The organism is Kineococcus gurbantunggutensis (genome assembly GCF_050871925.1).
In the GTDB taxonomy this organism is placed as follows: domain Bacteria; phylum Actinomycetota; class Actinomycetes; order Actinomycetales; family Kineococcaceae; genus Kineococcus.
In genome coordinates this window covers 42317-62007 of sequence record NZ_JBJLSG010000013.1, presented here as the reverse complement: position 1 = coordinate 62007, position 19691 = coordinate 42317, and the positions used below count along the sequence as shown (strand labels likewise).

General features: G+C 78.2%; 23 protein-coding genes and 1 riboswitch. Of the genes, 8 read left to right on the top strand and 15 right to left on the bottom strand.

What is annotated here, in order from left to right:
* Window positions 1-122: 122 nt before the first annotated feature.
* Window positions 123-1433, bottom strand: coding sequence for a Na+/H+ antiporter NhaA (gene nhaA / locus ACRYR7_RS04155; protein WP_432570799.1), 1311 nt, complete (start codon window positions 1431-1433; stop codon window positions 123-125).
* Window positions 1434-1574: 141 nt separating this feature from the next.
* On the opposite strand from nhaA, the gene ACRYR7_RS04150 reads away from it, so the two are divergent.
* Both ACRYR7_RS04150 and ACRYR7_RS04145 read left to right on the top strand, forming a co-directional pair.
* Window positions 1575-3044 (top strand): GGDEF domain-containing protein, encoded by a 1470-nt coding sequence (locus ACRYR7_RS04150; RefSeq protein WP_432570798.1) that lies wholly within the window; start codon window positions 1575-1577, stop codon window positions 3042-3044.
* 122 nt (window positions 3045-3166) lie between these two features.
* Window positions 3167-3754: a hypothetical protein gene (locus ACRYR7_RS04145; protein ID WP_432570797.1), complete on the top strand. Its 588-nt coding sequence runs from the start codon at window positions 3167-3169 to the stop codon at window positions 3752-3754.
* 51 nt (window positions 3755-3805) lie between these two features.
* On the opposite strand, the gene ACRYR7_RS04140 is transcribed toward ACRYR7_RS04145, so the two are convergent.
* From ACRYR7_RS04140 to ACRYR7_RS04115, 6 genes are all read right to left on the bottom strand, one after another.
* Window positions 3806-4480 (bottom strand): histidine phosphatase family protein, encoded by a 675-nt coding sequence (locus ACRYR7_RS04140; RefSeq protein WP_432570796.1) that lies wholly within the window; start codon window positions 4478-4480, stop codon window positions 3806-3808.
* A 122-nt stretch (window positions 4481-4602) separates the two neighbouring features.
* Window positions 4603-5025 (bottom strand): hypothetical protein, encoded by a 423-nt coding sequence (locus ACRYR7_RS04135; protein ID WP_432570795.1) that lies wholly within the window; start codon window positions 5023-5025, stop codon window positions 4603-4605.
* A gap of 131 nt (window positions 5026-5156) precedes the next feature.
* Window positions 5157-5594 carry a nitroreductase family deazaflavin-dependent oxidoreductase gene (locus ACRYR7_RS04130; RefSeq protein ID WP_432570794.1) on the bottom strand — a complete coding sequence of 146 codons (438 nt, stop codon included), beginning with the start codon at window positions 5592-5594 and terminating at the stop codon, window positions 5157-5159.
* A 43-nt stretch (window positions 5595-5637) separates the two neighbouring features.
* Window positions 5638-6684 carry a Gfo/Idh/MocA family protein gene (locus ACRYR7_RS04125; protein ID WP_432570793.1) on the bottom strand — a complete coding sequence of 349 codons (1047 nt, stop codon included), beginning with the start codon at window positions 6682-6684 and terminating at the stop codon, window positions 5638-5640.
* Window positions 6681-7532, bottom strand: coding sequence for a PfkB family carbohydrate kinase (locus ACRYR7_RS04120; protein WP_432570792.1), 852 nt, complete (start codon window positions 7530-7532; stop codon window positions 6681-6683). The genes ACRYR7_RS04125 and ACRYR7_RS04120 overlap by 4 nt, the downstream gene beginning before the upstream one ends.
* Window positions 7529-8209, bottom strand: a complete 681-nt coding sequence (locus tag ACRYR7_RS04115; protein WP_432570791.1) for a metal-dependent transcriptional regulator — start codon at window positions 8207-8209, stop codon at window positions 7529-7531. Before ACRYR7_RS04115 ends, ACRYR7_RS04120 begins: the two co-directional genes overlap by 4 nt.
* Window positions 8210-8348: 139 nt before the next feature.
* Here ACRYR7_RS04115 and ACRYR7_RS04110 point away from each other — a divergent pair, with 139 nt between their 5' ends.
* Window positions 8349-8615: a hypothetical protein gene (locus ACRYR7_RS04110; protein ID WP_432570790.1), complete on the top strand. Its 267-nt coding sequence runs from the start codon at window positions 8349-8351 to the stop codon at window positions 8613-8615.
* A gap of 31 nt (window positions 8616-8646) precedes the next feature.
* On the opposite strand, the gene ACRYR7_RS04105 is transcribed toward ACRYR7_RS04110, so the two are convergent.
* Entirely contained in the window at window positions 8647-8835 is a 189-nt protein-coding gene (locus ACRYR7_RS04105) for a DUF2795 domain-containing protein (protein ID WP_432570789.1), read from the bottom strand.
* Window positions 8836-8953: 118 nt separating this feature from the next.
* On the opposite strand from ACRYR7_RS04105, the gene ACRYR7_RS04100 reads away from it, so the two are divergent.
* Window positions 8954-10108, top strand: coding sequence for an aminotransferase class V-fold PLP-dependent enzyme (locus ACRYR7_RS04100; RefSeq protein ID WP_432570788.1), 1155 nt, complete (start codon window positions 8954-8956; stop codon window positions 10106-10108).
* Between the two features lie 100 nt (window positions 10109-10208).
* Entirely contained in the window at window positions 10209-10604 is a 396-nt protein-coding gene (locus ACRYR7_RS04095; RefSeq protein WP_432570787.1) for a YtxH domain-containing protein, read from the top strand.
* A gap of 74 nt (window positions 10605-10678) precedes the next feature.
* Here ACRYR7_RS04095 and ACRYR7_RS04090 read toward each other — a convergent pair whose 3' ends face one another.
* The 6 genes from ACRYR7_RS04090 to ACRYR7_RS04065 all read right to left on the bottom strand — a co-directional run bounded on the left by ACRYR7_RS04090 (window position 10679) and on the right by ACRYR7_RS04065 (window position 15744).
* Complete coding sequence (locus ACRYR7_RS04090) at window positions 10679-10933, bottom strand: hypothetical protein (protein ID WP_432570786.1); 255 nt, start codon at window positions 10931-10933, stop codon at window positions 10679-10681.
* Window positions 10930-11568 carry a DUF6518 family protein gene (locus ACRYR7_RS04085; protein ID WP_432570785.1) on the bottom strand — a complete coding sequence of 213 codons (639 nt, stop codon included), beginning with the start codon at window positions 11566-11568 and terminating at the stop codon, window positions 10930-10932. Before ACRYR7_RS04085 ends, ACRYR7_RS04090 begins: the two co-directional genes overlap by 4 nt.
* Window positions 11569-11668: 100 nt before the next feature.
* Complete coding sequence (locus ACRYR7_RS04080; protein WP_432570784.1) at window positions 11669-12937, bottom strand: globin domain-containing protein; 1269 nt, start codon at window positions 12935-12937, stop codon at window positions 11669-11671.
* Window positions 12938-13096: 159 nt separating this feature from the next.
* Window positions 13097-13696 (bottom strand): methionine ABC transporter permease, encoded by a 600-nt coding sequence (locus tag ACRYR7_RS04075; RefSeq protein ID WP_432570803.1) that lies wholly within the window; start codon window positions 13694-13696, stop codon window positions 13097-13099.
* A gap of 61 nt (window positions 13697-13757) precedes the next feature.
* Window positions 13758-14789, bottom strand: coding sequence for a methionine ABC transporter ATP-binding protein (locus tag ACRYR7_RS04070; RefSeq protein WP_432570783.1), 1032 nt, complete (start codon window positions 14787-14789; stop codon window positions 13758-13760).
* Window position 14790: 1 nt separating this feature from the next.
* The gene (locus ACRYR7_RS04065) at window positions 14791-15744 is read right to left on the bottom strand and encodes a MetQ/NlpA family ABC transporter substrate-binding protein (protein WP_432570782.1); all 954 of its coding nucleotides are present in this window, start codon (window positions 15742-15744) and stop codon (window positions 14791-14793) included.
* Window positions 15745-15965: 221 nt separating this feature from the next.
* A riboswitch (SAM riboswitch) is annotated at window positions 15966-16075 on the bottom strand.
* Between the two features lie 245 nt (window positions 16076-16320).
* Between ACRYR7_RS04065 and ACRYR7_RS04060 the strand changes: the two genes are divergently transcribed.
* From ACRYR7_RS04060 to ACRYR7_RS04050, 3 genes are read left to right on the top strand one after another with little or no spacing between them, the layout of a single operon-like run.
* Window positions 16321-17379 (top strand): FecCD family ABC transporter permease, encoded by a 1059-nt coding sequence (locus ACRYR7_RS04060; RefSeq protein ID WP_432570802.1) that lies wholly within the window; start codon window positions 16321-16323, stop codon window positions 17377-17379.
* 48 nt (window positions 17380-17427) lie between these two features.
* The gene (locus tag ACRYR7_RS04055; RefSeq protein ID WP_432570781.1) at window positions 17428-18462 is read left to right on the top strand and encodes an ABC transporter substrate-binding protein; all 1035 of its coding nucleotides are present in this window, start codon (window positions 17428-17430) and stop codon (window positions 18460-18462) included.
* Entirely contained in the window at window positions 18459-19262 is an 804-nt protein-coding gene (locus ACRYR7_RS04050) for an ABC transporter ATP-binding protein (protein ID WP_432570780.1), read from the top strand. Before ACRYR7_RS04055 ends, ACRYR7_RS04050 begins: the two co-directional genes overlap by 4 nt.
* Here ACRYR7_RS04050 and ACRYR7_RS04045 read toward each other — a convergent pair.
* Window positions 19215-19658, bottom strand: a complete 444-nt coding sequence (locus ACRYR7_RS04045) for a DUF6328 family protein (RefSeq protein WP_432570779.1) — start codon at window positions 19656-19658, stop codon at window positions 19215-19217. The two genes, ACRYR7_RS04050 and ACRYR7_RS04045, sit on opposite strands and share 48 nt — an antisense overlap.
* Between the last annotated feature and the right edge of the window lie 33 nt (window positions 19659-19691).

Here is a 19691-nt window from a genome sequence, read left to right as displayed (position 1 = left end):
GCACGAGCCGCACCCCCCGGGGTCTAATTTGTAGCACGGCACTGTGCTCCTGTTTTGGTCGCCGCGGGGGCGGCCGGGGCCGCGGGGGGGCCGCGGCGCCCCGGGGCCCGCCGGCGGGCGGGTCAGCGCTGGCCGCGCTGGTAGACGTCCGGGACGCCGTCCTCGTCGGCGTCGACGGACTCCTCGGCCTCGATGCGCCGGTAGGTGCGGTTGCGGGTGCCGAGGACGGCGGCCGCGATCAGCGCCGCCAGGGTGGAGCCGACCAGCACGCCGAGGGTGACGTGCTGCCCGGCCTCGCTGCCCTCGCCGAAGGCCAGGGAGCCGATGAGCAGGGAGACCGTGAAGCCCATCCCGGCGAGGATGCCCAGCCCGACCACGTCGACCCAGGTCAGGTGCTCGTCCAGCTCGGCGCTGGTCAGCTTGGAGACGAGGAGGGTGGTGAGCACGATGCCGACCGGCTTGCCGACGACGAGGCCGGCGACCACGCCGAGCGCGACGGGGTCGGTCAGTGCGTCGGCGAAGCCGGAGGCGCCGCCGATCGCGACGCCGGCGGAGAAGAGCGCGAAGACGGGCACGGCGAAGCCGGCCGACAGCGGGCGCCAGCGGTGCTCGAAGTGCTCGGCCAGCCCGGGCCCGGCCTCCGGGCCGCCGGCGGCGGCGCTGCGCACGACGGGCACCGACAGGCCCAGCAGCACGCCGGCGACGGTGGCGTGCACGCCGGAGGCGTGCACCAGGCCCCACGCCAGCAGCGCCAGCGGGATCAGCAGCCACGCCGAGCGCACCCGCTTCTGCACGGCGAACGCGAACGCGGCCAGCGGCAGCAGCGCCAGCAGCAGCGGCGCCACCTGCAGGTCGGCGGTGTAGAAGACCGCGATGACGGTGATGGCGAGCAGGTCGTCGACGACGGCCAGGGTGAGCAGGAAGGTGCGCAGCGCCGAGGGCAGGTGGCTGCCGATGACGGCGAGCACGCCCAGGGCGAAGGCGATGTCGGTGGCGGTGGGGATCGCCCAGCCGGTCAGGGCGCCCGCGGGGGCGTCGCCGAGGGAGACCACCAGCACGTAGATCCCGGCGGGCACGGCCATGCCGCCGACGGCGGCGGCGATGGGCAGCGCCGCCGCGCGCGGGCTGCGCAGGTCCCCGGCGACGAACTCGCGCTTGAGCTCCAGGCCCGCGATGAAGAAGAAGACCGCCAGCAGCCCGTCGGCGGCCCAGTGCTCGATCGACAGGTCCAGGTGCAGCGCGGCCGGGCCCAGGTGGAACTGCCGCACGGACTCGTAGGTGTCCCCCGGCAGGTTGGCCCACACCAGGGCCAGGGCGGTGGCCACCAGCAGCAGGGCGCCGCCGACGGTCTCCAGGCGCAGCACCTCGGCGATGCGGCGCGCCTCGGGCCACGAGCCGCGGGCGAGGAGTCGATCGGGCGTGTGCGAGGGCACGGCAGCCTCCAGGAGGGGTCGGTGACGGAACCGCCGACCAGACTTCCCGGCACACCCCGCACCCACCGTACCGGCACGCGCGGCCCCCGCCCGCGCGGCGCAGCGCGTCAAGGCCCCAGCCGGACCTGCCGATGCGGGGACGTGGCCGCACAGCTCCTGCCCGGCGCGCCCGGGCGCGCGCGTCCCTGGAGCACCCGCACCACGGTGCTGGCCGCGCTGGGCTGCGCGCTGCTCGCGGTGCTGACCGCCCGCGCCACCGGCCCGGCCGGCGGCGCGCTGAACACCGTGGCCGGGGAGGGGCTGCTGCTGCTGGCCGTGGCCGCCGGCGCCGTGGCCGCCGTGCGCCGCCGGCGCTCCCTGGGGGCGGTGGGCGGGCTGCTCGTGGGCGCCAGCGGCGCCGCCCTGACCGGGGACCTGACGTGGATCGTGAACACCGAGGTCCTGCACCGCGAGGCCTACCCGGACTGGCCGGAGGCGTTCTACCTGCTCGCCTACGCGCTCCTGCTGGGCGCCGGCGCCCTCCTGGTGCGCCGCCGCTCCGCGCGGCGCGACCCCAGCGCCCTCATCGACGCCGCGGTCGTCACCGTCGGCCTGGCCGTGGTCGTGCAGTGCTTCGTCGTGGCCGACCGGCTCGGCGGCTCCGGCGACCCGCCGGTGGTCCAGCTCCTGGGCGTGCTCTACCCGGCGCTGGACGTGCTCGTGCTCGGCCTGGTGGCCCGCCTGCTCATCGGCGCCCGCTCCGGGCGGGCCCCGCTGGTGCTGCTGGTGCTGGCGATGCTCAGCTACCTGCTCGGCGACCTGCTCTTCACCGGGCTGGTCCTGGCCGAGTCCTACGAGGCCTGGCAGCCGTGGATCAACGCCCTGTACGCGCTGTTCAACCTGTTCGTCCCGCTGGCGCTGTGGCACCCGGACGCCGAGCGGCTGTGCGAGCGCACGGACGCCGGGCCGGGGCGCCTGGGCGCCGGCCGCGCCGTCGCGCTGGCCGTGGCGGGCCTGCTGGCGCCGGCGACGCTGCTGACCGAGCACTTCACCGACGGCGACGAGCACGTGGTGGCCGTGGCCGCGGGCGGCGCGCTGCTGTTCGCGCTGACCCTGCTGCGGATGCTGCTGCTGGTGCGCGCCGTGGAGGGCCAGCGCGCCCTGCTGGAGGTGCAGGCGCGCACCGACGCCCTCACCGGCCTGGCCAACCGCCGCACCTACGACCACCGGCTGCAGCGCGCCCTGGCGGCCGGCGACGGGGCCCCGCTGAGCGCGGGCCTGGTCGACCTGGACCGCTTCAAGCAGTACAACGACACCCACGGCCACGCCGCCGGCGACGAGCTGCTGCGCGCCGCGGCCGAGGCGTGGTCCGCGGAGCTGGCGCGCTCGGCCCCCGGCGCCTGCCTGGCCCGCTACGGCGGGGAGGAGTTCGCGCTGCTGCTGCCGGGCCTGGACGCGCAGGAGGCCGCCGACGTGGTGCGCCGCATGCTCGCGGTGACGCCGCTGGGGCAGAGCTTCTCCGCCGGGGTCGTCGGCTGGGACGGCACGGCCGGGGCCCGCGAGCTGCTGCAGCGCGCCGACGAGCGGCTGTACCGCGCCAAGGCCGCCGGCCGCGCGCGGGTCCTGGCCTGAGGGACCCGCGCCCACCCGCCGCGCCCACCCCGCGCCCGCGCGCCCGTGCGTCCGTGCGTCGTTCCCCCGGCGTTCACCGGCGCACCCCCCGGGCAGCACCCGCCGCTCCTACCGTCCGCGGCGTGGACGACCCGCGCTCGCACCCCGGCGCGGGCGGCGGCGCCCACCTGCTCGGCAGCGGCGCCGGGCTGCTCGGCCTCGCGACCGGCTTCACCACCACCCAGCACCCGCTGGTGGCCGCGGCGGCCGGCCTGGCCGGGTACGTCGGCGCCCACCTGCTCGCCGACCCCTCCCGCGCGCGCCCGCGGGCGGGAGGCGCCACCGGCCCCGGCGCGCCCGCCGCGGGCCCCGGGGCCCCGGGGCCGGAGGCCGGCGAGGTGCTCGCCGCCGCCCAGCGGGCCGCCGCGGCGCTGCGCCGGGCCGCCCCGCCGGCGGACGTGGCGCGCGCGGCGCAGCACGTCCTGGACGCGGCGGCGGAGGTGCTGGCCCGCTGGGACCAGCTGGAGCGGCGCCCGCCGGACGCGGCCGCCGTGCGCGCCGTCGTCGCCGAGCACCTGCCCCGCGCCGTCGCCGCCCACCGCGCGGCCGCGCGCGACGGCGACGGCGACGCGGCGCGCGCGGCGGCGCTGGCGCGGCTGGCCGAGCTGCGCGCGGCGCTGGAGCGGGTGCGCGAGCGCCTGCCGCGGCCCACCGCTCAGGACCCGCGCTGACCCCGGCGCGCGGTGCGGGAAGGGGCCGCGGCGCTCAGGACGCCGCGGCCCTCAGAACACCGAGCCCGGCTCGGCGGCGGCCCCCGCCCCGGCGGCCCGGGCCTGCTCCGCCCGCACGGCCGCGCCCATCCACGTCTCGCACGTCCAGCCGCCGTCCACGTCCCCGCGCAGGTCCACCACGCCGGTGTTCAGCAGGCCGGTGTCGCGCACGAACCCCCCGGACAGGTTCGCCGCCCGCGCCCCCGCCCAGGCCCGGATCGCCGCACCGTGGCTGACCAGCGCCAGGGTGCCCGCCCCCGCCGCCCGGGCCCGCTGCACGGCCGCGGCGACCGCGGCGTCGTAGCGGGCCAGGAACGCGCGCCCGTCCGGCGCCCCCGGCAGCGCCGCGGTCAGGTCCCCGCCCAGCCAGGCGGTGACGACCTCGAAGTACCGCGCGACGGCCTCGTCGTCGCCGCGCATCTCCACCTCGCCCGCCTCGATCTCGCGCAGGCCCGCGTCCACGGCGACGTCCAGGCCCAGGCGGGCGGCCAGCGGCGCGGCGGTGAGCTGCGCGCGCACCTGCGTGGACGCGGTGATCGCGCCGATCCCCTCCCCCGCCAGCGCGTCGGCGAGGGCCTCGGCCTGCTCGCGCCCCAGGTCGGTCAGCCCGGGACCGGGCACGCCGGTGTCCAGCAGGCGGCGGACGTTCGAGGGGGTCTGGCCGTGTCGGACGAGCAGCAGGCGCACGGGCCCAGCCTCCCACCCGCCCGCTCCCGGGCGTCCGCGCGGTCCTGCGGGTGCACCGCCGGCCGGGCGCGAGCACGAGCGGGGCACGCGACCCCGAGCAGCGGGCCCGGGCCCGCGGGGCGTCAGAGGACGACGTCGAGGCGGGGCTGGTCGACGCCGGCGGTGCGGCCGGGGCCGAGGTAGGTCATCAGGCGCAGCTGCACGTCGACGGGCACGGGGCGCGGGCTGACCAGGGTCAGGCGGCCGATGATGCGGCGCACGTCGTCGACGGTGAGGTCGCGGCCGGCGGGGACGGCGCCGCGGGCGCGCTCGCGGTTGATCTCGGCGGCGAGCTGCGCGACGGGGGTGCCCTCGAGCTCGTCGAGGTCGAGCACGGGGCCGTACAGGTGGCCGATGAGGGCCCGGTCGGACTGGGTCAGCTCGTCCAGCGGGTCCTCGTGGACGTAGTCCGGGGTGATGCGCTGGACGGGGGTGATGTTCCGGAGGGCCTCGGGGCGGACGGTGCTGCGCACCGCGACCGGGGTGGTCACCGTTCCGATCCTCACGACGATCTCCTTCTGCTCACTCAGTGTGCTTGCTGTGTGACAACGAGTGTGCCAGTCCGGAGGGCGATCTTGAGGGCGTGTCACCCGGACGGAGCAGCGCCCGCCCGGGTGACCCTCCCCGGCGGGGTCCGTCAGCCGACGGGCTCCAGCACGAACACGGGGATCTGACGCTCGGTCTTGACCTGGTAGTCGGCGTAGTCGGGGTAGGCCGCCACGGCCCGCTCCCACCACTGCGCCTTCTCCTCGCCGGTGACCTCGCGGGCGCGGTAGTCCTTGCGCACCGGGCCGTCCTGCAGCTCGCACAGCGGCTCGGCCTTGAGGTTGTAGTACCAGACGGGGTTCTTCGGGGACCCGCCCAGCGAGGCGACGGCCGCGTAGGAGCCCTCGTGCTCGACGCGCATGAGGGCCTGCTTGCGCAGCTTGCCCGACTTCGCGCCCTTGGTGGTCAGGACGATCACCGGCATCCCGCGCAGGTCGCCGGCCTCGGCGCCCCCGCTCGCCTCGTACTTCTCGACCTGCTCCCGGACCCAGGCCTCGGGGCTCGGCTCGTACTCACCAGTCAGCGGCATGGACCGACCGTAACGAGCGCCCCGCCGGCGGGCCCGGCGGGGTTCACAGCACCTCGGCGTTGCGCGCCGCGCCGACCTGGGTGAGGGCGGCCTCGAAGACGTCGGCGAGGTCCACGGACCAGGACAGCGGCACCAGCGGGCTCTCGGTGCGGCCGGCGACCAGGCACTCGTGGACGTGCTCGAGCATGAAGCGGTGCCCGTGCTCGGCGGGGTTCTCGTGCACCTCCGGCTCGGCCGCGCCGGAGCGGTGCACGGTGAAGCGGCGCCCGGAGTGCAGGGGCGCGTCCACCTCGATCCACCCGGCGTCGCCCTCCACCCACGCGCGCGAGGACGCCTGCGCGGCGATCGTCGTGGACAGCGCCGCCACGGCGCCGGACTCCCAGGCCAGCGACAGGGCGACCTGCCGGTCCACGCCCGCGGGCGTCAGGGTGCCGGCGGCGCGCACGGTGCTCGGCGCGCCGAGCAGGGTCAGCGCCAGCCCGACCGGGTAGGGCCCCAGGTCCAGCAGCGAGCCGCCGCCGATCTCGGGGTCGTGGAAGCGGCGCGCGGACTCCGGCGCGGGGAAGCCCAGGTCGGCGTGCACGGAGAGCACCCGGCCGACCGCCCCGGAGGCGACGACGTCGAGCAGGTCGCGCGTCAGCGGCAGGAAGCGCGTCCAGTACGCCTCCATCAGGAACACCCCGCGCTCGCGGGCGGTGGCGGCCAGGTCGCGGGTGGCGGCGGCGGTGACCGTCATCGGCTTCTCCACCAGCACCGGCGTGCCCGCCAGCAGCGCCGCCCGCGCGGGGGCGTGGTGCTGCGGGTGGGTGGTCGCCACGTACACGGCGTCCACGGCCGGGTCGGCGAGCATCGCGGCCACGTCGTCGTAGGCGCCGGCGGCGCCGTGCTCGTCGGCGAAGGCGCGGGCCCGGCCCGCGTCGCGCGAGCACACCGCCACCAGCTCGCCGCCGTCGGCGCGCTGCAGCGCCTGCGCCACCGTGCGGGCGATGCCGCCCGTGCCGACGAAGCCCCACCCGACGCCCACCGCGCCACCTCCACCCGTCGTCGTGCCCGTCGTCGTGCCCGTCGTCGTGCCCGTCGTGCCGCTCACGTCCCGCTCCCCCGCTCGTCCCGCTCGTCGTGCCCGTCGTCGTGCCCGTCCGGTCCGTCCCGGCCCGCCGCCACCGCCGCCCGCGCGGCCTGCACCAGCCCGGCCCCGCGCAGCAGGGCGTCGGTGAGCGCGGCGACGAAGCCGCCGCCCGCGCCCGCACCCCCGGACCCGGCGGGGACGGCGGGCACCTCCGCCACCCCGGCGGGGGTGACGACGACGCAGCCGCGCGCGCCCCGGGTGACGACGCTGGTGCCGTCCGGGCGCACGGCGCGCGCCTGGCGCACCAGGCCCTCCACGTCGGCGGCGGGCTCCTCGCCGGCCAGGACCGCCAGCTCGGCGGCGCCGGGCACGAGCAGGTCGGTGCGGCGCAGCAGCTCCGGCGGCAGCGGGCGCGGCGGGGCGGGGTCGAGCACCAGCAGGCCGGTGCACAGCCGGGCGGCGGCCAGCAGCACCGCGTCGGGCGCCTCGCAGCGCAGCAGCACGACGCGGGCACCGCTGACGAGCGCGGCGGCGTCGCGCACCCGGGCGGCGTCGTCGAGGCGGTCGCCGGGGCCGGGGGCGACCTCGACGCCCGCGGCGGCCAGCGCGGCGCGCACGGCTCGCTCCGGCGCGCCCGCGTCGCCGACGGCGACCAGCGCGGTGCTGCGGCCCCGCCGGGCGGCGGCCGCGGCGTGCGCGGCGCCCGCGCCGCCGAGAGGACCCACGACGGTGACGTCGCGGGTCTTGGGGGCCTGCAGGCGCCCGTGCGCGTCGCGCACCGCGCCGGCGGGTGCCGGACCGTCGTGGCCCGGACCGTCGTGGCCCGGGCCGTGGTGGCTCGCGCCGGCGGGCGCGGGGCGCTGGCTCACCGCGCGGGCAGGACCCAGATCGCGGCCACGGCGGGGTCGCCGAGGTCCACGTCGCGGGCGCGCTCGCCCTCGCCGAGGCGCACGACGGTGGTGCCGGCGAACTCGCGGCGCTTGACGACGCGCACGTGCTCGTCGAGGCCGATGCCCAGGTCGGCGAAGTAGCGCAGCACCTCGGGGTCGGCGTCGGAGATGCGGGCCACGGAGCCGGCGGCGCCCTCGGGCAGGTCGGCGAGGTTGTGCGCGCCCGGCCGCGGCACGGTGCCGTCGGAGCGCGGGATGGGGTCGCCGTGCGGGTCGCGCTCGGGGTGGCCCAGGCGCCGGTCGAGCCGGTCGAGCAGCCGGTCGGAGACGGCGTGCTCGAGGACCTCGGCCTCCTCGTGCACCTCGTCCCAGGAGTAGCCGAGGTCGGCGACGAGGAAGGTCTCGATGAGGCGGTGGCGGCGCACGACGCCCAGGGCCTGCTCGCGCCCGGCGTCGGTGAGCTCCACGCCGCCGTAGCGCTCGTGGCGCAGCAGGCCGGCGTCGGTGAGCTTGCGCACGGCCTCGGAGGCGGTGGAGGGCGACACGCCCAGGGTCTGCGCGAGCCTGGAGAGGGTGATCTTCTCGTCCGACCACTCCCCGGCGGCGTACACCGTCTTCAGGCAGTCCTCGGCGGCCGGGGTGGCGGGACGGGGCACGCGCCCAGCTTGCCACCCGGGCGCCCCGCGCCGGGCGGCGCCGGGACGGACACCTGTTTTCGGTGGACCGAAAAGTGTTTGTCGACGTACAGTGGGGGTAGGGGACGAGCACCGCACGCACGACGAGAGGGGTGCCGACGTGGACCGACGCTGGACCGGGATCGGCGATGCGCTGCTGGCCGCCGCGCTGCTCGCCGCGGTGGTGGTGTGCGCGGGTGCGCAGCGCTGGGCCGAGGCCGCCGCCGCGCTGGCCCTGGCGCTGACCTGGGGCGCCGCCGCCGTGCGCCGCCTGGCCGGCCGCCGCGCCGGCGGTGCGGTGCGGGCCGTGGAGGAGGCCGCCGCGGTCGTCGCCGAGGGGGGCGACCCCGCCGCCGCCGCGGCCCAGGCCGGCCCCCGCGCCGCCTGACGACGGGGGCCGGGCCCGGGGCGCTGCCGCCTCAGTCGAAGATCTCGGCGGACACGCCGGTGGGGCCCTCGTACTCGCGGTCGGCGATCCCGGAGATCGCCTCCTCGACCTCGGCCGAGGCGCCGTTGCCCTTCGCGGCCTGCACCAGCGCGTCCTTGGACGCCGGGTACTCCACGCCGTGCAGCGCCTTCTGGACGTCGATGGGGCTGACGTTCGCCATGCTCGCTCCTCCTCGGGGTGGTGCTGATCCGTCCTGACCGGCCGCCCGGGCGGGCGACCGCGCCCCATCCACTCGCGAACCGGCCGGGCCCGCACGTCGGGGGTGCCACGATCGCCCCGTGGACAGCACCCCCGCGCACGGCACCGGCGCGCACGACGACGACCTCGCCCCCGCGCACCTGGCCGCCGCGTGGCGCGGCACCCGCCCGCCGCGCGCGCTGGTGCACCTGGACTCCGCCGCCGCCGGGCGCAGCAGCCGGGCGGTGCTGGCGGCCACCGCCGCGCACGCCCTGCGCGAGGCCGAGGTGGGCGGGTACGTCGCCGCCGCCGGCGCCGCGGACGTCCTGGAGCGCGCCCGCGACGACGTGCGCGCGCTGCTGGGCTGGCCGGCCGGGGAGGGCGTGGTGGCGTTCGTGCACGGCGCCGGCGACGCGCTGGTCCAGCTGCTGCTGAGCTGGCCGGGCGGTGCGCCGGCCACCGCCGCGCACGCGCCGGGCGAGTACGGCCCCAACACCGCGCTGCTGCACCGCGTCGGCGTCGCCCCGGTGCTCGTGCCCGGCCCGCACCGCCTGGACCCGGCCGCCTTCGAGCGGGCGCTGGCCGGGCGGCGCCCGGACCTGGTGCACGTGACGTGGGTGGGCAGCCACGTGGGCACGGTGCAGCCGGCCGCGCGGGTGGCCGCGGTGTGCGCGGCCGCCGGCGTGCCCGTCGTGCTGGACGCCGCGCAGGCGCTGGGGCACGTGGACACCGACATGGGCGCCCTGCCGCCGGAGGCCGACGTCGTCGTCTACGGCACCTCCCGCAAGTGGCTGGCCGGCCCGCGCGGGGTGGGCTTCGTCGCCGCGCGCGGCCCGCTGGCGCGGCGGCTGGGGCCGCTGGAGCAGCCCGAGGCGCACGTCGCCGGCCGCGTGGGGCTGGCCGCGGCCCTGGCCGAGCACCGCGAGCTGGGCCCGGCCCGCGTGCGCGCCGGGCTGGCCGCGGTGGGCGCCGCGGTGCGCCGGCGCCTGGCCGACGGGCTGGCGGGCTCCTGGGAGGTGGTGGAGGACCTCGACGAGCCCAGCGCCACGGTGACGCTGCGCCCGGCGGGCGGCGCGGTGGACCTGGTGGCGCTGCGGGCCCGGCTGCTGGGGGACGAGGGGGTGCTGACCACCTGCCTCGGCGTCGAGCGCGCCCCCGGGGAGATGCGCGCGCCGGCGCTGCGCGTCAGCGGGCACCTGGACACCACCGCGGGGGACGTCGAGCGCCTGGTGGCCGCGCTGCGCCGGGTCCGCTGAGCCGCGCCCCGCGCCGTCCTGGGCGCGCGGGATGCGGCCGCCGCTGGGAGAGTGTCGGTGATCACCCCGATCACCGACACGAGAACCCGGGAGGTCCGCGATGAAGGGCAAGGTCCTGTTCCTGGTGGCCGGAGCCGCCGGCTACGTCCTCGGCGCTCGCGCCGGCCGGGAGCGCTACGAGCAGATCAGCTCGGTGGCGGCCCGCGCGTGGGGGAACCCCAAGGTGCAGAGCACGGTCAACGACCTGGAGGGCAAGGCCACCGACGTGGCCAAGCAGGCCGGCGCGAAGGCGCAGGAGAAGGTCGGTGCCGCCGCCGGCTCGGTGGCCGGCACCGTGCGCGCCAAGGTCGGCGGCAGCGGCGAGGGCGAGGGCGGCGGCGGGATGGTCTACGACCCCGCCAGCGCCAGCGGCGTCGCCAGCGTCGACGACAGCGGCGCCACGAGCGCCGACGAGCCCCTGGGCGAGCAGCACCACACCCGGATGCCCACCGACTGACGGGCCGCCGGGCGGGTCGCCCCCGGCGCTCCCCCGCGGGGGAGCACCGGGGGCCGCCGCGCGCGGTCGGCGCCTCAGGCGCCCCCGCCCGCGGGCAGGACGCCGATCAGCTCCAGCCGGCGCCGGCACGCCGCGGTCCACCGCTCGGTGTGCGGCAGCGCGAGCCCGCCGTGGGCGCCCCACCGCACGCCGTCGGCCAGGCCCAGGCCGTGCAGCCGGCGGGCGCAGCCGGTGCCGTCGTGCTCGGTGCGCTCCCGGAGGCCCCCGCCGGGCAGGACGAGCACGGCGGGCGCGCTCAGCCACGGGCGGGTGCGGGTGCGCCGGCTCACAGCAGCGCGTGCAGCGCGCCCTCGCCCGCCGCGCCGAGCGCGAGGGTCAGCGGCAGCCAGGCCAGCAGGGCGCGGTGCTGACGCCCGCGGCGGCCCAGCAGCACCGCCAGCAGCGCCGCGACGGCGCCGAAGACCACCGCGTCGTCGGCGTAGCGCAGCACCAGGGCGTAGGAGACCAGCGCCTCGCACGCCCACGCGGCCACGAGCAGCGCCGCGCCCAGCCCGCGCTCGCGCCCGCGCGCGCTCCACCACGAGCGCCCCGCCAGGGCGAACACCGGCCCGGCGAGCAGGGCGGCGGCGGCCCACACGGCCGTCGACGACGCGCCGACGCCGAAGCCGCGCGCGGCGGCGGTGAGGTAGTAGCCGGCGACCTGCGCGGTGCAGGTGAGCAGCCCCAGCAGCGCGGCGCCGGCGCGGGTGCGGGCGCGCGAGCCGGCCAGGAACGGCGCCACCAGCCACGGGCTGACGGCGTTGGCCAGGCCCGCCAGGGCGGTGCCGCCAAGGACCGTCTGCCCCAGCGAGGTGGCCACCCCCACGAGCAGCCCCGCCAGCGGCGCCAACAGCACCAGCAGCAGGGGGCGGGCGGGGCGCGCGGCGGCGGGCGCGGTGAGGTCGGGCGCGGTCGGGGCGGGCACGGCACCACGGTCCCAGCGCGGCGGCGCCGGCGCGTCACCCCGCGGTCGGAGCGCGGCGGCCGCGCCCCTCCCCCGCCGGTCGGACGGGGGGCGCCGGGGCTCAGCCGACGGGCGCGGCGCTGCCGGGGGCGGGCTCGCCGGCCAGGTCCGCGGCCCACAGGTCCGGGCCGAACACCTCGTAGCGCACGTCGCGCGCGGGCACGCCGCGCTCCAGCAGGGCGCCGCGCACCGCGCGCATGAACGGCACCGGCCCGCACAGGTAGTGCAGGGCGCCGGCGGGCGGGCCGTCCTCCCCCAGGGCGTCGAGGTCCAGCAGCCCGGCGTGCACCCCGGCCACGCGGGGCGCGCCGGCCAGGGCGGAGGGGGTGGCGCCGTCCTCGAACCACAGGTGCGCGCGGGAGCCGGGCAGGGCGGCCAGGTCGGCGAGGACCTGCTCGCGCAGCGCGAAGGACGCCTCGGCGGTGTCGGCGTGCAGCAGCGTCACCGGCAGGTGCGAGCCGGCGGCGGCCAGGTGCGAGAGCATCCCGGCCATCGGGGCGATGCCGGTGCCGGCGCTGACGAGGACCACCGGACGCCCGGAGTCGTCCAGGACCACGTCGCCGAACGGCACCGACAGCTCCAGCTCGTCGCCCACCCGCACGCGCTCGCACAGCAGGGTGGAGACCTCCCCGTCCGGCTGCCCGCCGCCGTGCACGCGCCTGACGGAGAACTGCCGGTGCCTGCCGTCGTCGGCGCGGGTGAGGCTGTACTGGCGCGGCTGGCGCACCCCGTCGGGCATCGTCACCCGCACCGAGACGTACTGCCCCGGCAGGGAGGCCTGCACCAGCCGGTCGTCGGCGCGCTCCACCACGAACGTGGTGACGTCCTCGGTCTCGGCGCGCTTGGCGACCACCCGCCAGGGCCGCCAGACGGTGTCCGGGCGCACCCCGCGCGCGCTGTACAGGCCCCGCTCGGTGTGGATCAGCGCGTGCGCCATCAGCCAGTACACCTCGTCCCAGGCGGCGGCGACCCGCGGCGTGACCGCCTCGCCGAGCACCTCGCCGATGGCGGCGAACAGGTGCTCGTGCACGACGTCGTACTGCGCGGGGCTCACCCCCAGCGAGGCGTGCTTGTGCGCGGTGCGCACCAGCAGCTGCTCGGGGAGCTGCTCGGGGGTGCGCAGCAGGGTGGTGGCGAAGACGGCCACGGAACCGGCCAGCGCCACCTGCTGGGTGCCCTGCGCCTGGTTGCCGCGGTTGAAGGTGCCGTCGAGCAGCTCCGGGTGCGCGGCGAACAGGCGCGCGTAGAAGCGGTCGGCGATCTGCTCGACGTTCTGCGCGACGACCGGCAGGGTCGCCTCGATGACGGGACGGGAGCGCTCGGACAGCACGGGGACTCCTGGTGGTGGCGCGGGCGGGGCGCGGTCACCGTCCCACAGCCGGGGCGCGCCCGACAGGGCCCGGCACGCCGACGGGCGGGCCCCCGCGGTGGGGACCCGCCCGTCGGCGGTGCTGCGGCGCCGCCGCGGTGGGGCGCTGCGGTGGTGCCGTCAGCGGCGCAGGACGCTGCGGGCGACGCGGTTGCCCACGTACTGCCCGAGCTGCACGATCACGATGATCGTGGCGACGCTGACGTAGACGACGCCCCAGTCGTAGCGCTGCGAGCCGTAGGTGATGGCGTACTGGCCCAGGCCGCCGCCGCCGACCAGGCCCGCCTGGGCGGTCATGTCGACGATGCCGACGAAGATGAACGTGTAGCCCAGCACCAGCGGCCCCAGGCCCTCGGGCAGCACGACCCCGAAGAGGATCCGCAGCCGGGAGGCGCCGGCGGCGCGGGCGGCCTCCACCACGCCGGGGTCCACGTTCACCAGGCTCTGCTCGACGATGCGCGAGACCGCGAACGCGGCGGCCAGCGAGATCGCGAACGTCACCGCGTTCGTGCCGATCGTCGTGCCGATGACGGCCACCTGCAGGGGGCCGATGGCGGCGAGGAAGATGACGAACGGGATGGGCCGCACGACGTTGACCAGCACGCCCAGGACGCCGAACACCAGCCGGTTGCCCAGCAGGTTGCCCGGCCGGGTGGCGTACAGGGCGATGCCCAGCGCCAGGCCGAGCACGCCTGAGGCGACCATCGAGACCAGCGCCATGAACAGCGTCTGCCAGATCGCGTCCCGGTAGACGTCGAGCGTGTCGAGGAAGCCCTCCACGTCAGACCTCCTCCTCGACGGCGACGCCCGCCGCGCGCAGCGCGGCCAGGGCGGCGTCCACGGCCCCCTCGGGCCCGGTCGCCTCGTACGTCAGCGAGCCCAGGCGCCGCTCGCGCAGCTCCGAGACCCCGCCGTGCACGAGCTCGGTGCGCACCCCGGCGCCGCTGAAGGCCCGGTCCACGCGCTTCTGCAGGTCCGGCTCGTCGGTGACCTGCACGGTGAGCAGGCGGCCGGGGTGGCGGTGGCGCAGCCGCTCCAGCACGTCCGGCTCGGGCCGGTCGTGCAGGACGCTGCGCACGAACCGCCGCGCCGGCGCCGTGCGCGGCGCGGAGAACACGTCGTAGACGTCGCCGACCTCCACCACGCGTCCGTCCTCCATGACCGCGACCCGGTCGGCGATCTGCCGCACCGCGTCCATCTCGTGGGTGATGACCACGATCGTGACGCCGAGCTCGCGGTTGACCCGCCGCAGCAGCGACAGGACCTCGGTGGTGGTCTCCGGGTCCAGCGCGCTGGTGGCCTCGTCGGCCAGCAGCAGCGGCGGGTTCGTCGCCAGCGCGCGGGCGATGCCCACGCGCTGCTTCTGCCCGCCGGAGAGCTGCTCGGGGTGGGCGTGGGCGCGCTCGAGCAGGCCGACGAAGTCCAGCAGCTCGGCCACCCGCGCGTCGCGCTGCGCCTTCGGCACGCCGGCCACCTTCAGGGGGTAGGCGACGTTCCCGGCGACCGTTCGGGAGCGGAACAGGTTGAACTGCTGGAAGATCATGCCGATCTTCTGCCGGGCCCGGCGCAGCTCCTTCTCCGGCAGCCGGGTCAGGTCCTGCCCGGCGACGGTGACCGTGCCGGAGGTCGGCGCCTCCAGCGCGTTCATCAGCCGCACCACCGTCGACTTGCCGGCCCCGGAGTAGCCGATGACGGCGAGGACCTCGCCCTCGTGCACGTCGAGGCTGACGTCGTCGACGGCGGTGACGGCCTTGCCGCCCCTGCGCTCGTACCGCTTGCTGACGCCCGTGAGGCGGACGATGGGTTCGGCCACGTCAGCCCTGCGCCGCCCGGGCGTCCTGCTCGACGTCGGTGAGCTCCTGCTGCAGGGTGGCGGCGTCGGTGTCGCGCACCACGGCCTGCGGGTAGCTCTTGACGAACTCCGCCTGCACCGCGGGGTCGTGGATGAGGGCGGCCAGGTCCAGGTACGTCTGGTCGCCGGTGTCCTCCGCGCGCGAGACGAAGAGGTTCACGTAGGGCGCCGCGGAGGAGCTGCTGGGGTCGTCCTGGAACACGATGTCGTCGGGCGACAGGCCGGCGCTGGTGGCGTAGTTGTTGTTCACCACGGCGCCGGCGGCCGAACCGCTCTGCAGGGCGTTGGCGGTCTGCGAGGCGTCCAGCGCGGTGACCTCGACCTTGGCGTCCTGCACGTCGTCGGTGGTGGAGAACGCGTTGCCGCCGCCCTCCAGGGTGAGCAGGCCGGCGGCCTGCAGCACCAGCAGCGCGCGGGCCTCGTTGATGGCGTCGTTGGGGATGGCGATCGTGGCGCCCGGGGCGAACTGCCCCGGCTCGTCCACGGTGGTGGAGTACAGCGGCAGCGGGTAGACGGCGGTGGCGCCGATGGGCTGCAGGTCGTCGCCGGCCTCGACGTTGTAGTTCGCCAGGTACTGCACGTGCTGGAACTGGTTCAGGTCGACCTCGCCCTGCTTCAGCGCCGGGTTCGGCAGGCTGTAGTCGGAGAAGTTGACCAGCTGCACCTCGACGCCCAGCTCGGAGCGCGCCTTGTCGACGTAGGTCTTCCAGTACGGCTCGGCCTGGTCGGTGACGCCGATGCGCACGGTCCGCACCTCGCCACCGCCGGCGGCGGTGGTGGCGGTGTCGTCGCCGGTGCCCCGCACGACGAGGGTGACGACGATCGCCACGATCGCGACGATCGCGAGGCCGATGACGATCGGCAGCTTGCTGCGCCCGGGCTTCTCGGGCAGGGCGGGCGGCGTGGTGCTGGACAACGCGGGCTCCTCGTGGGTCGTGCTCGGTGGGTGCGCCGGCGGACCGGGGGTCCGCGGCGGGGGTCGAGGGGGCGGCGCCGCGGGGGCGCGCGCGGGGTGGGGGGCGGTCAGCCGGCGACGGTGGCGGTGCCGCCCCGGGGACACGACGGGGACGCGGCGCGCGGGCTCACGACGGCTTGCCTCCTGCTCGGGAAGGCCGCGGGCACCGGGGGTGCCGCACGGCCACACGCTTGCGGGACGCTCCGTCCCGCCGGGCTTTCACCTGGAGCACCCCACCGCGGACGAGGGTTGCCGGTCAGCTAGCCAGGGCTTGTCGCTGACGCTCGATGCCGCCGCGAATCGTACGAGGGCCGCGCGGGGGGCGTCAAAACGCCCCGGGGGCGGGCGCGGCGGCGCCACCGGCGCTGTTGCGAGTAGGTTGCAACAAGCGGTCGGTGCGGCCCGCCCGCTCCCGTCCCCGCGCCCGCAGGAGGTCCCGTGCCGTCAGCCGGCGCCCCGCCCCGTCCCGGTCCGCCCGGTCCGCCCGGCCCGCCCGGGCCCGCCGCCCCCGGCCGCGCCGCGCGCCCGGCCGACCCGCTGGGCCGGCGCGCGCGGGCCCGCCGCCGCGCCGCGGTGCTGGTGCTGCTGGTGGCGCTGGCCGCGGCGGCGGCCGTGCTGGGCGCCGCGGCGGGCGCGGCCGCCGTGCCGCCCGGCGACGTGCTGCGCATCGCCGGGCACCACCTGCTCGGGCTGCCTGCCCCCGCCGTCGCCGGCCCCGCCGCCGGCGCGGTCGCCGACGCGGTGGTGTGGCAGGTGCGCCTGCCGCGGGTGCTGCTCGGCCTGGCCGCCGGCGCGGGCCTGGCGGTGTGCGGCACGGCGATGCAGGCGATGGTGCGCAACCCGCTGGCCGACCCCCAGCTCCTCGGCGTGACCTCGGGGGCCTCCACGGGCGCCGCGGCCGCCCTCCTCTTCGGCGCCGGCGCCGGGTGGGGCGCGCACGCCCTGCCCGGCAGCGCCTTCGCCGGCGCGCTGGCCGCCGCCGTGCTCGTCCACGCCGTCGCCCGCTCCGCCGGCCCGCTCACCTCCGCGCGGCTGCTGCTGTCCGGCGTCGCCGTCGGCCACGCCCTGCACGCGGCCACCAGCTTCCTAGTCTTCGCCTCCGGCTCCGCCGAGGGCGCGCGCTCGGTGGTGTTCTGGCTGCTGGGCTCGCTCGGGCTGGCGGCGTGGGGCGCGCCGCTGGCGGTGGTGCTCGTCGTCGTGGCCGCCACCGCGGTGCTGCTGACGGCGTGGGGGCCGCGGCTGGACGCCCTGGCGCTGGGCGACGAGACCTCCCGCGCGCTGGGGGTGTCCCCGGCGGCGTTCCGCACGGCGCTGCTGGCCGTGGTGGCGCTGTGCGTGGGGGTGCTGGTGGCCGCCTGCGGGGCCATCGGCTTCGTCGGCCTGGTCGTGCCGCACGTGGCGCGGCGCCTGGTCGGCGGCGCGCACCGCTGGTGCGTGCCCGCCGCGGCCGCCCTGGGCGCGGCGTTCCTGGTGGCCGCGGACCTGCTGGCGCGCACCGCGCTGGCGCCGCAGGAGCTGCCCGTGGGCATCGTCACCGCGCTGGTCGGCTGCCCCTTCCTGCTGTGGCTGGTGCGCACCACCCGCACCGCCGCGTGAACCCCGCGACGACCCCGCGACGACCCCGCGACCCCTCCGAGGAGACCCGTGCCCCGCAGCGACCGCCACCACCGCACCGCCCTGCGCACCCGCGCCGGCGCCCTGGCCGCCTGCGCGCTGCTGACCGCCGGGTGCGGCGCCGGCGGTGAGGGGGGCGAGCGGGACGCGGCCCCGGGCGCCGGGCGCGTGGAGGTCGTCAACTGCGGCCAGCGCGTGCAGGTGGCCTCCCCGCCCGGGCGCGTGGTGCTGCTCAAGAGCGCCGCCGTGCCCGCCCTGCACGCCCTGGGCGTGCTGGGCAGCGCGGTGGCGCGCGCCGGGCAGTACCCGGCGGGCTACTACGACGCGGCCGCGCGGGCGGAGCTGGACGCGGTGCCCCTGCTGACCGACCGCACCGACACCGCCGGGCACCTGCGCATCTCCCGCGAGACGGTGCTGGCCCAGCGCCCCGACCTCGTGCTCGGCGAGGTCGACGGCCTGGACCGCGCGGTGCTGGCCGCCTCCGGCGTGCCGCTGCTGGAGGAGCCGGCGCTGTGCCGCACCGGCGAGCCGGCGTCCGGGTTCGAGGAGGTCTACGCGCAGGTCGAGCTGTACGGGCGCGTCTTCGACCGCGAGGAGCGCGCCCGCGAGGTCGCCGACGGGCTGCGCGCGCGCGTGGAGGCGGTGCGCGAGCGGGTGGCCGCGGCCCGGGCCGCCGGCGCGCCGCGGCGCACCGCGGCGGTGCTGTACCCCACCGTCGGCGGGGGCGTCACCTACGCCTACGGCGCGGGCAGCACCGCCGCGCCGCAGCTGGAGGCGGCGGGGCTGGTCAACGCGTTCGCCGACGTGGCCGACCGCGTCTTCGAGGTCACCCGCGAGGAGCTGCTGGCGCGCGACCCGGACGTGCTCGTGCTGCTGCACGGCGACGGCGAGCCGGGACCGGTGCTCGAGGCCGTGACGGGCCTGCCCGGCGCCGGGGGCCTGACGGCCGTGCGCGAGGGCGAGGTGCTGGTGCAGCTGTTCAACTTCACCGAGCCGGCCACGCCGCTGGCGGTGCAGGGCCTGGAGCGCATCGCCGAGCGGTTCACCACCGGGACGGCGCCGTGATCCGCGCGCGCGGCGTGCGGTTCGCGCACCGCGACCGGCCGGTGCTGCACGGCGTGGACCTCGACGCCGCCGACGGCCGGGTCGTGGGGCTGGTGGGCCCCAACGGCAGCGGCAAGACGACGCTGCTGCGCACCCTGCACGCCTCGCTGCGCCCGTCCGCGGGTCGGGTGGAGGTCGACGGCGACGACGTGGGCGCGCTGTCCACCCGCGAGGTCGCCCGGCGGGTGGCGGTGGTGGCCCAGGAGGGCGGGGGCGCCCCGGCGCTCACCGTCGCGGAGGTGGTGCTGCTGGGCCGCACCCCGCACCGCCCGGCGTTCGCGCGCACCAGCGCCGCCGACGAGGACGCCGCCGCGGCGGCGCTGGAGCGGGTGGGCGCCCTGGACCTGGCGGGCCGGCCGTTCGCGGCGCTGTCGGGCGGGGAGCGCCAACGGGTGCTCATCGCCCGCGCGCTGGCGCAGCGGGCGCCGAACCTGCTGCTGGACGAGCCGACCAACCACCTGGACGTGCGCTACCAGCACGAGGTGCTCGCCCTGCTGCGCGGCCTGGGCCGCACCGTCGTGGTGGTCCTGCACGACCTGGACCTGGCGGCGGCGCACTGCGACGAGGTGGTGCTGCTGCAGCGGGGCCGGGTCGTGGCCGCCGGCGCGCCCGGGGAGGTGCTCACCCCCGGCGCGGTGCGCGCGGTGTACGGCGTGCGGGCGCACCGGGTGGAGCTGGGGGACGGCTTCGCGCTGGTGCTGCGCCCGCCGGCCTCACCCGGTGCGCCCGGCCTCCACGGCCCGCACGGCGAGCAGCGGTAGCAGCCACCAGCACAGGGCGACGAGGACGCCGACGAGACCGGCCGCGGCCAGCCCGGCGGCCCGGCCGCCGACGACGTCCACGACGAGCAGCACGCCGCCGGTGACGACGAGCCCGACGGTGGCCAGGCCCGCCTTGGCGTAGCGCGTGCCCACGTCGACCAGGCGCGCCTTGGAGCGGCGGCGGAACAGCGCCCGGTGGTACCCCACCGGGGCCACGAACAGCACGATCGCGGTGACGGCCAGCAGCAGCACCACGACGTACACGCCGCGCTGGTAGGCGTCCAGCTCCTCGAAGCGCGACTGGAACGGCAGCGTCATGAGGAAGCCGGCGAGCAGCTGCACGCCGGTCTGCACCACCCGCAGCTCCTGGAGCAGCTCGACCCAGTTGCGGTCCATGCGCTCGGTGGGCGTCTCCCGGCGCAGCCCCGC

What these genes read in the sequence shown, in the direction of transcription:
- ACRYR7_RS04095 (WP_432570787.1), top strand. Translation starts at nt 10,209, where the DNA reads ATGAAGGGCAAGGTCCTGTTCCTGGTGGCCGGAGCCGCCGGCTACGTC.
- ACRYR7_RS04045 (WP_432570779.1), bottom strand. Translation starts at nt 19,658, where the DNA reads ATGGACCGCAACTGGGTCGAGCTGCTCCAGGAGCTGCGGGTGGTGCAG.
- ACRYR7_RS04130 (WP_432570794.1), bottom strand. Translation starts at nt 5,594, where the DNA reads ATGCCGCTGACTGGTGAGTACGAGCCGAGCCCCGAGGCCTGGGTCCGG.
- ACRYR7_RS04075 (WP_432570803.1), bottom strand. Translation starts at nt 13,696, where the DNA reads ATGGCGCTGGTCTCGATGGTCGCCTCAGGCGTGCTCGGCCTGGCGCTG.
- ACRYR7_RS04105 (WP_432570789.1), bottom strand. Translation starts at nt 8,835, where the DNA reads ATGGCGAACGTCAGCCCCATCGACGTCCAGAAGGCGCTGCACGGCGTG.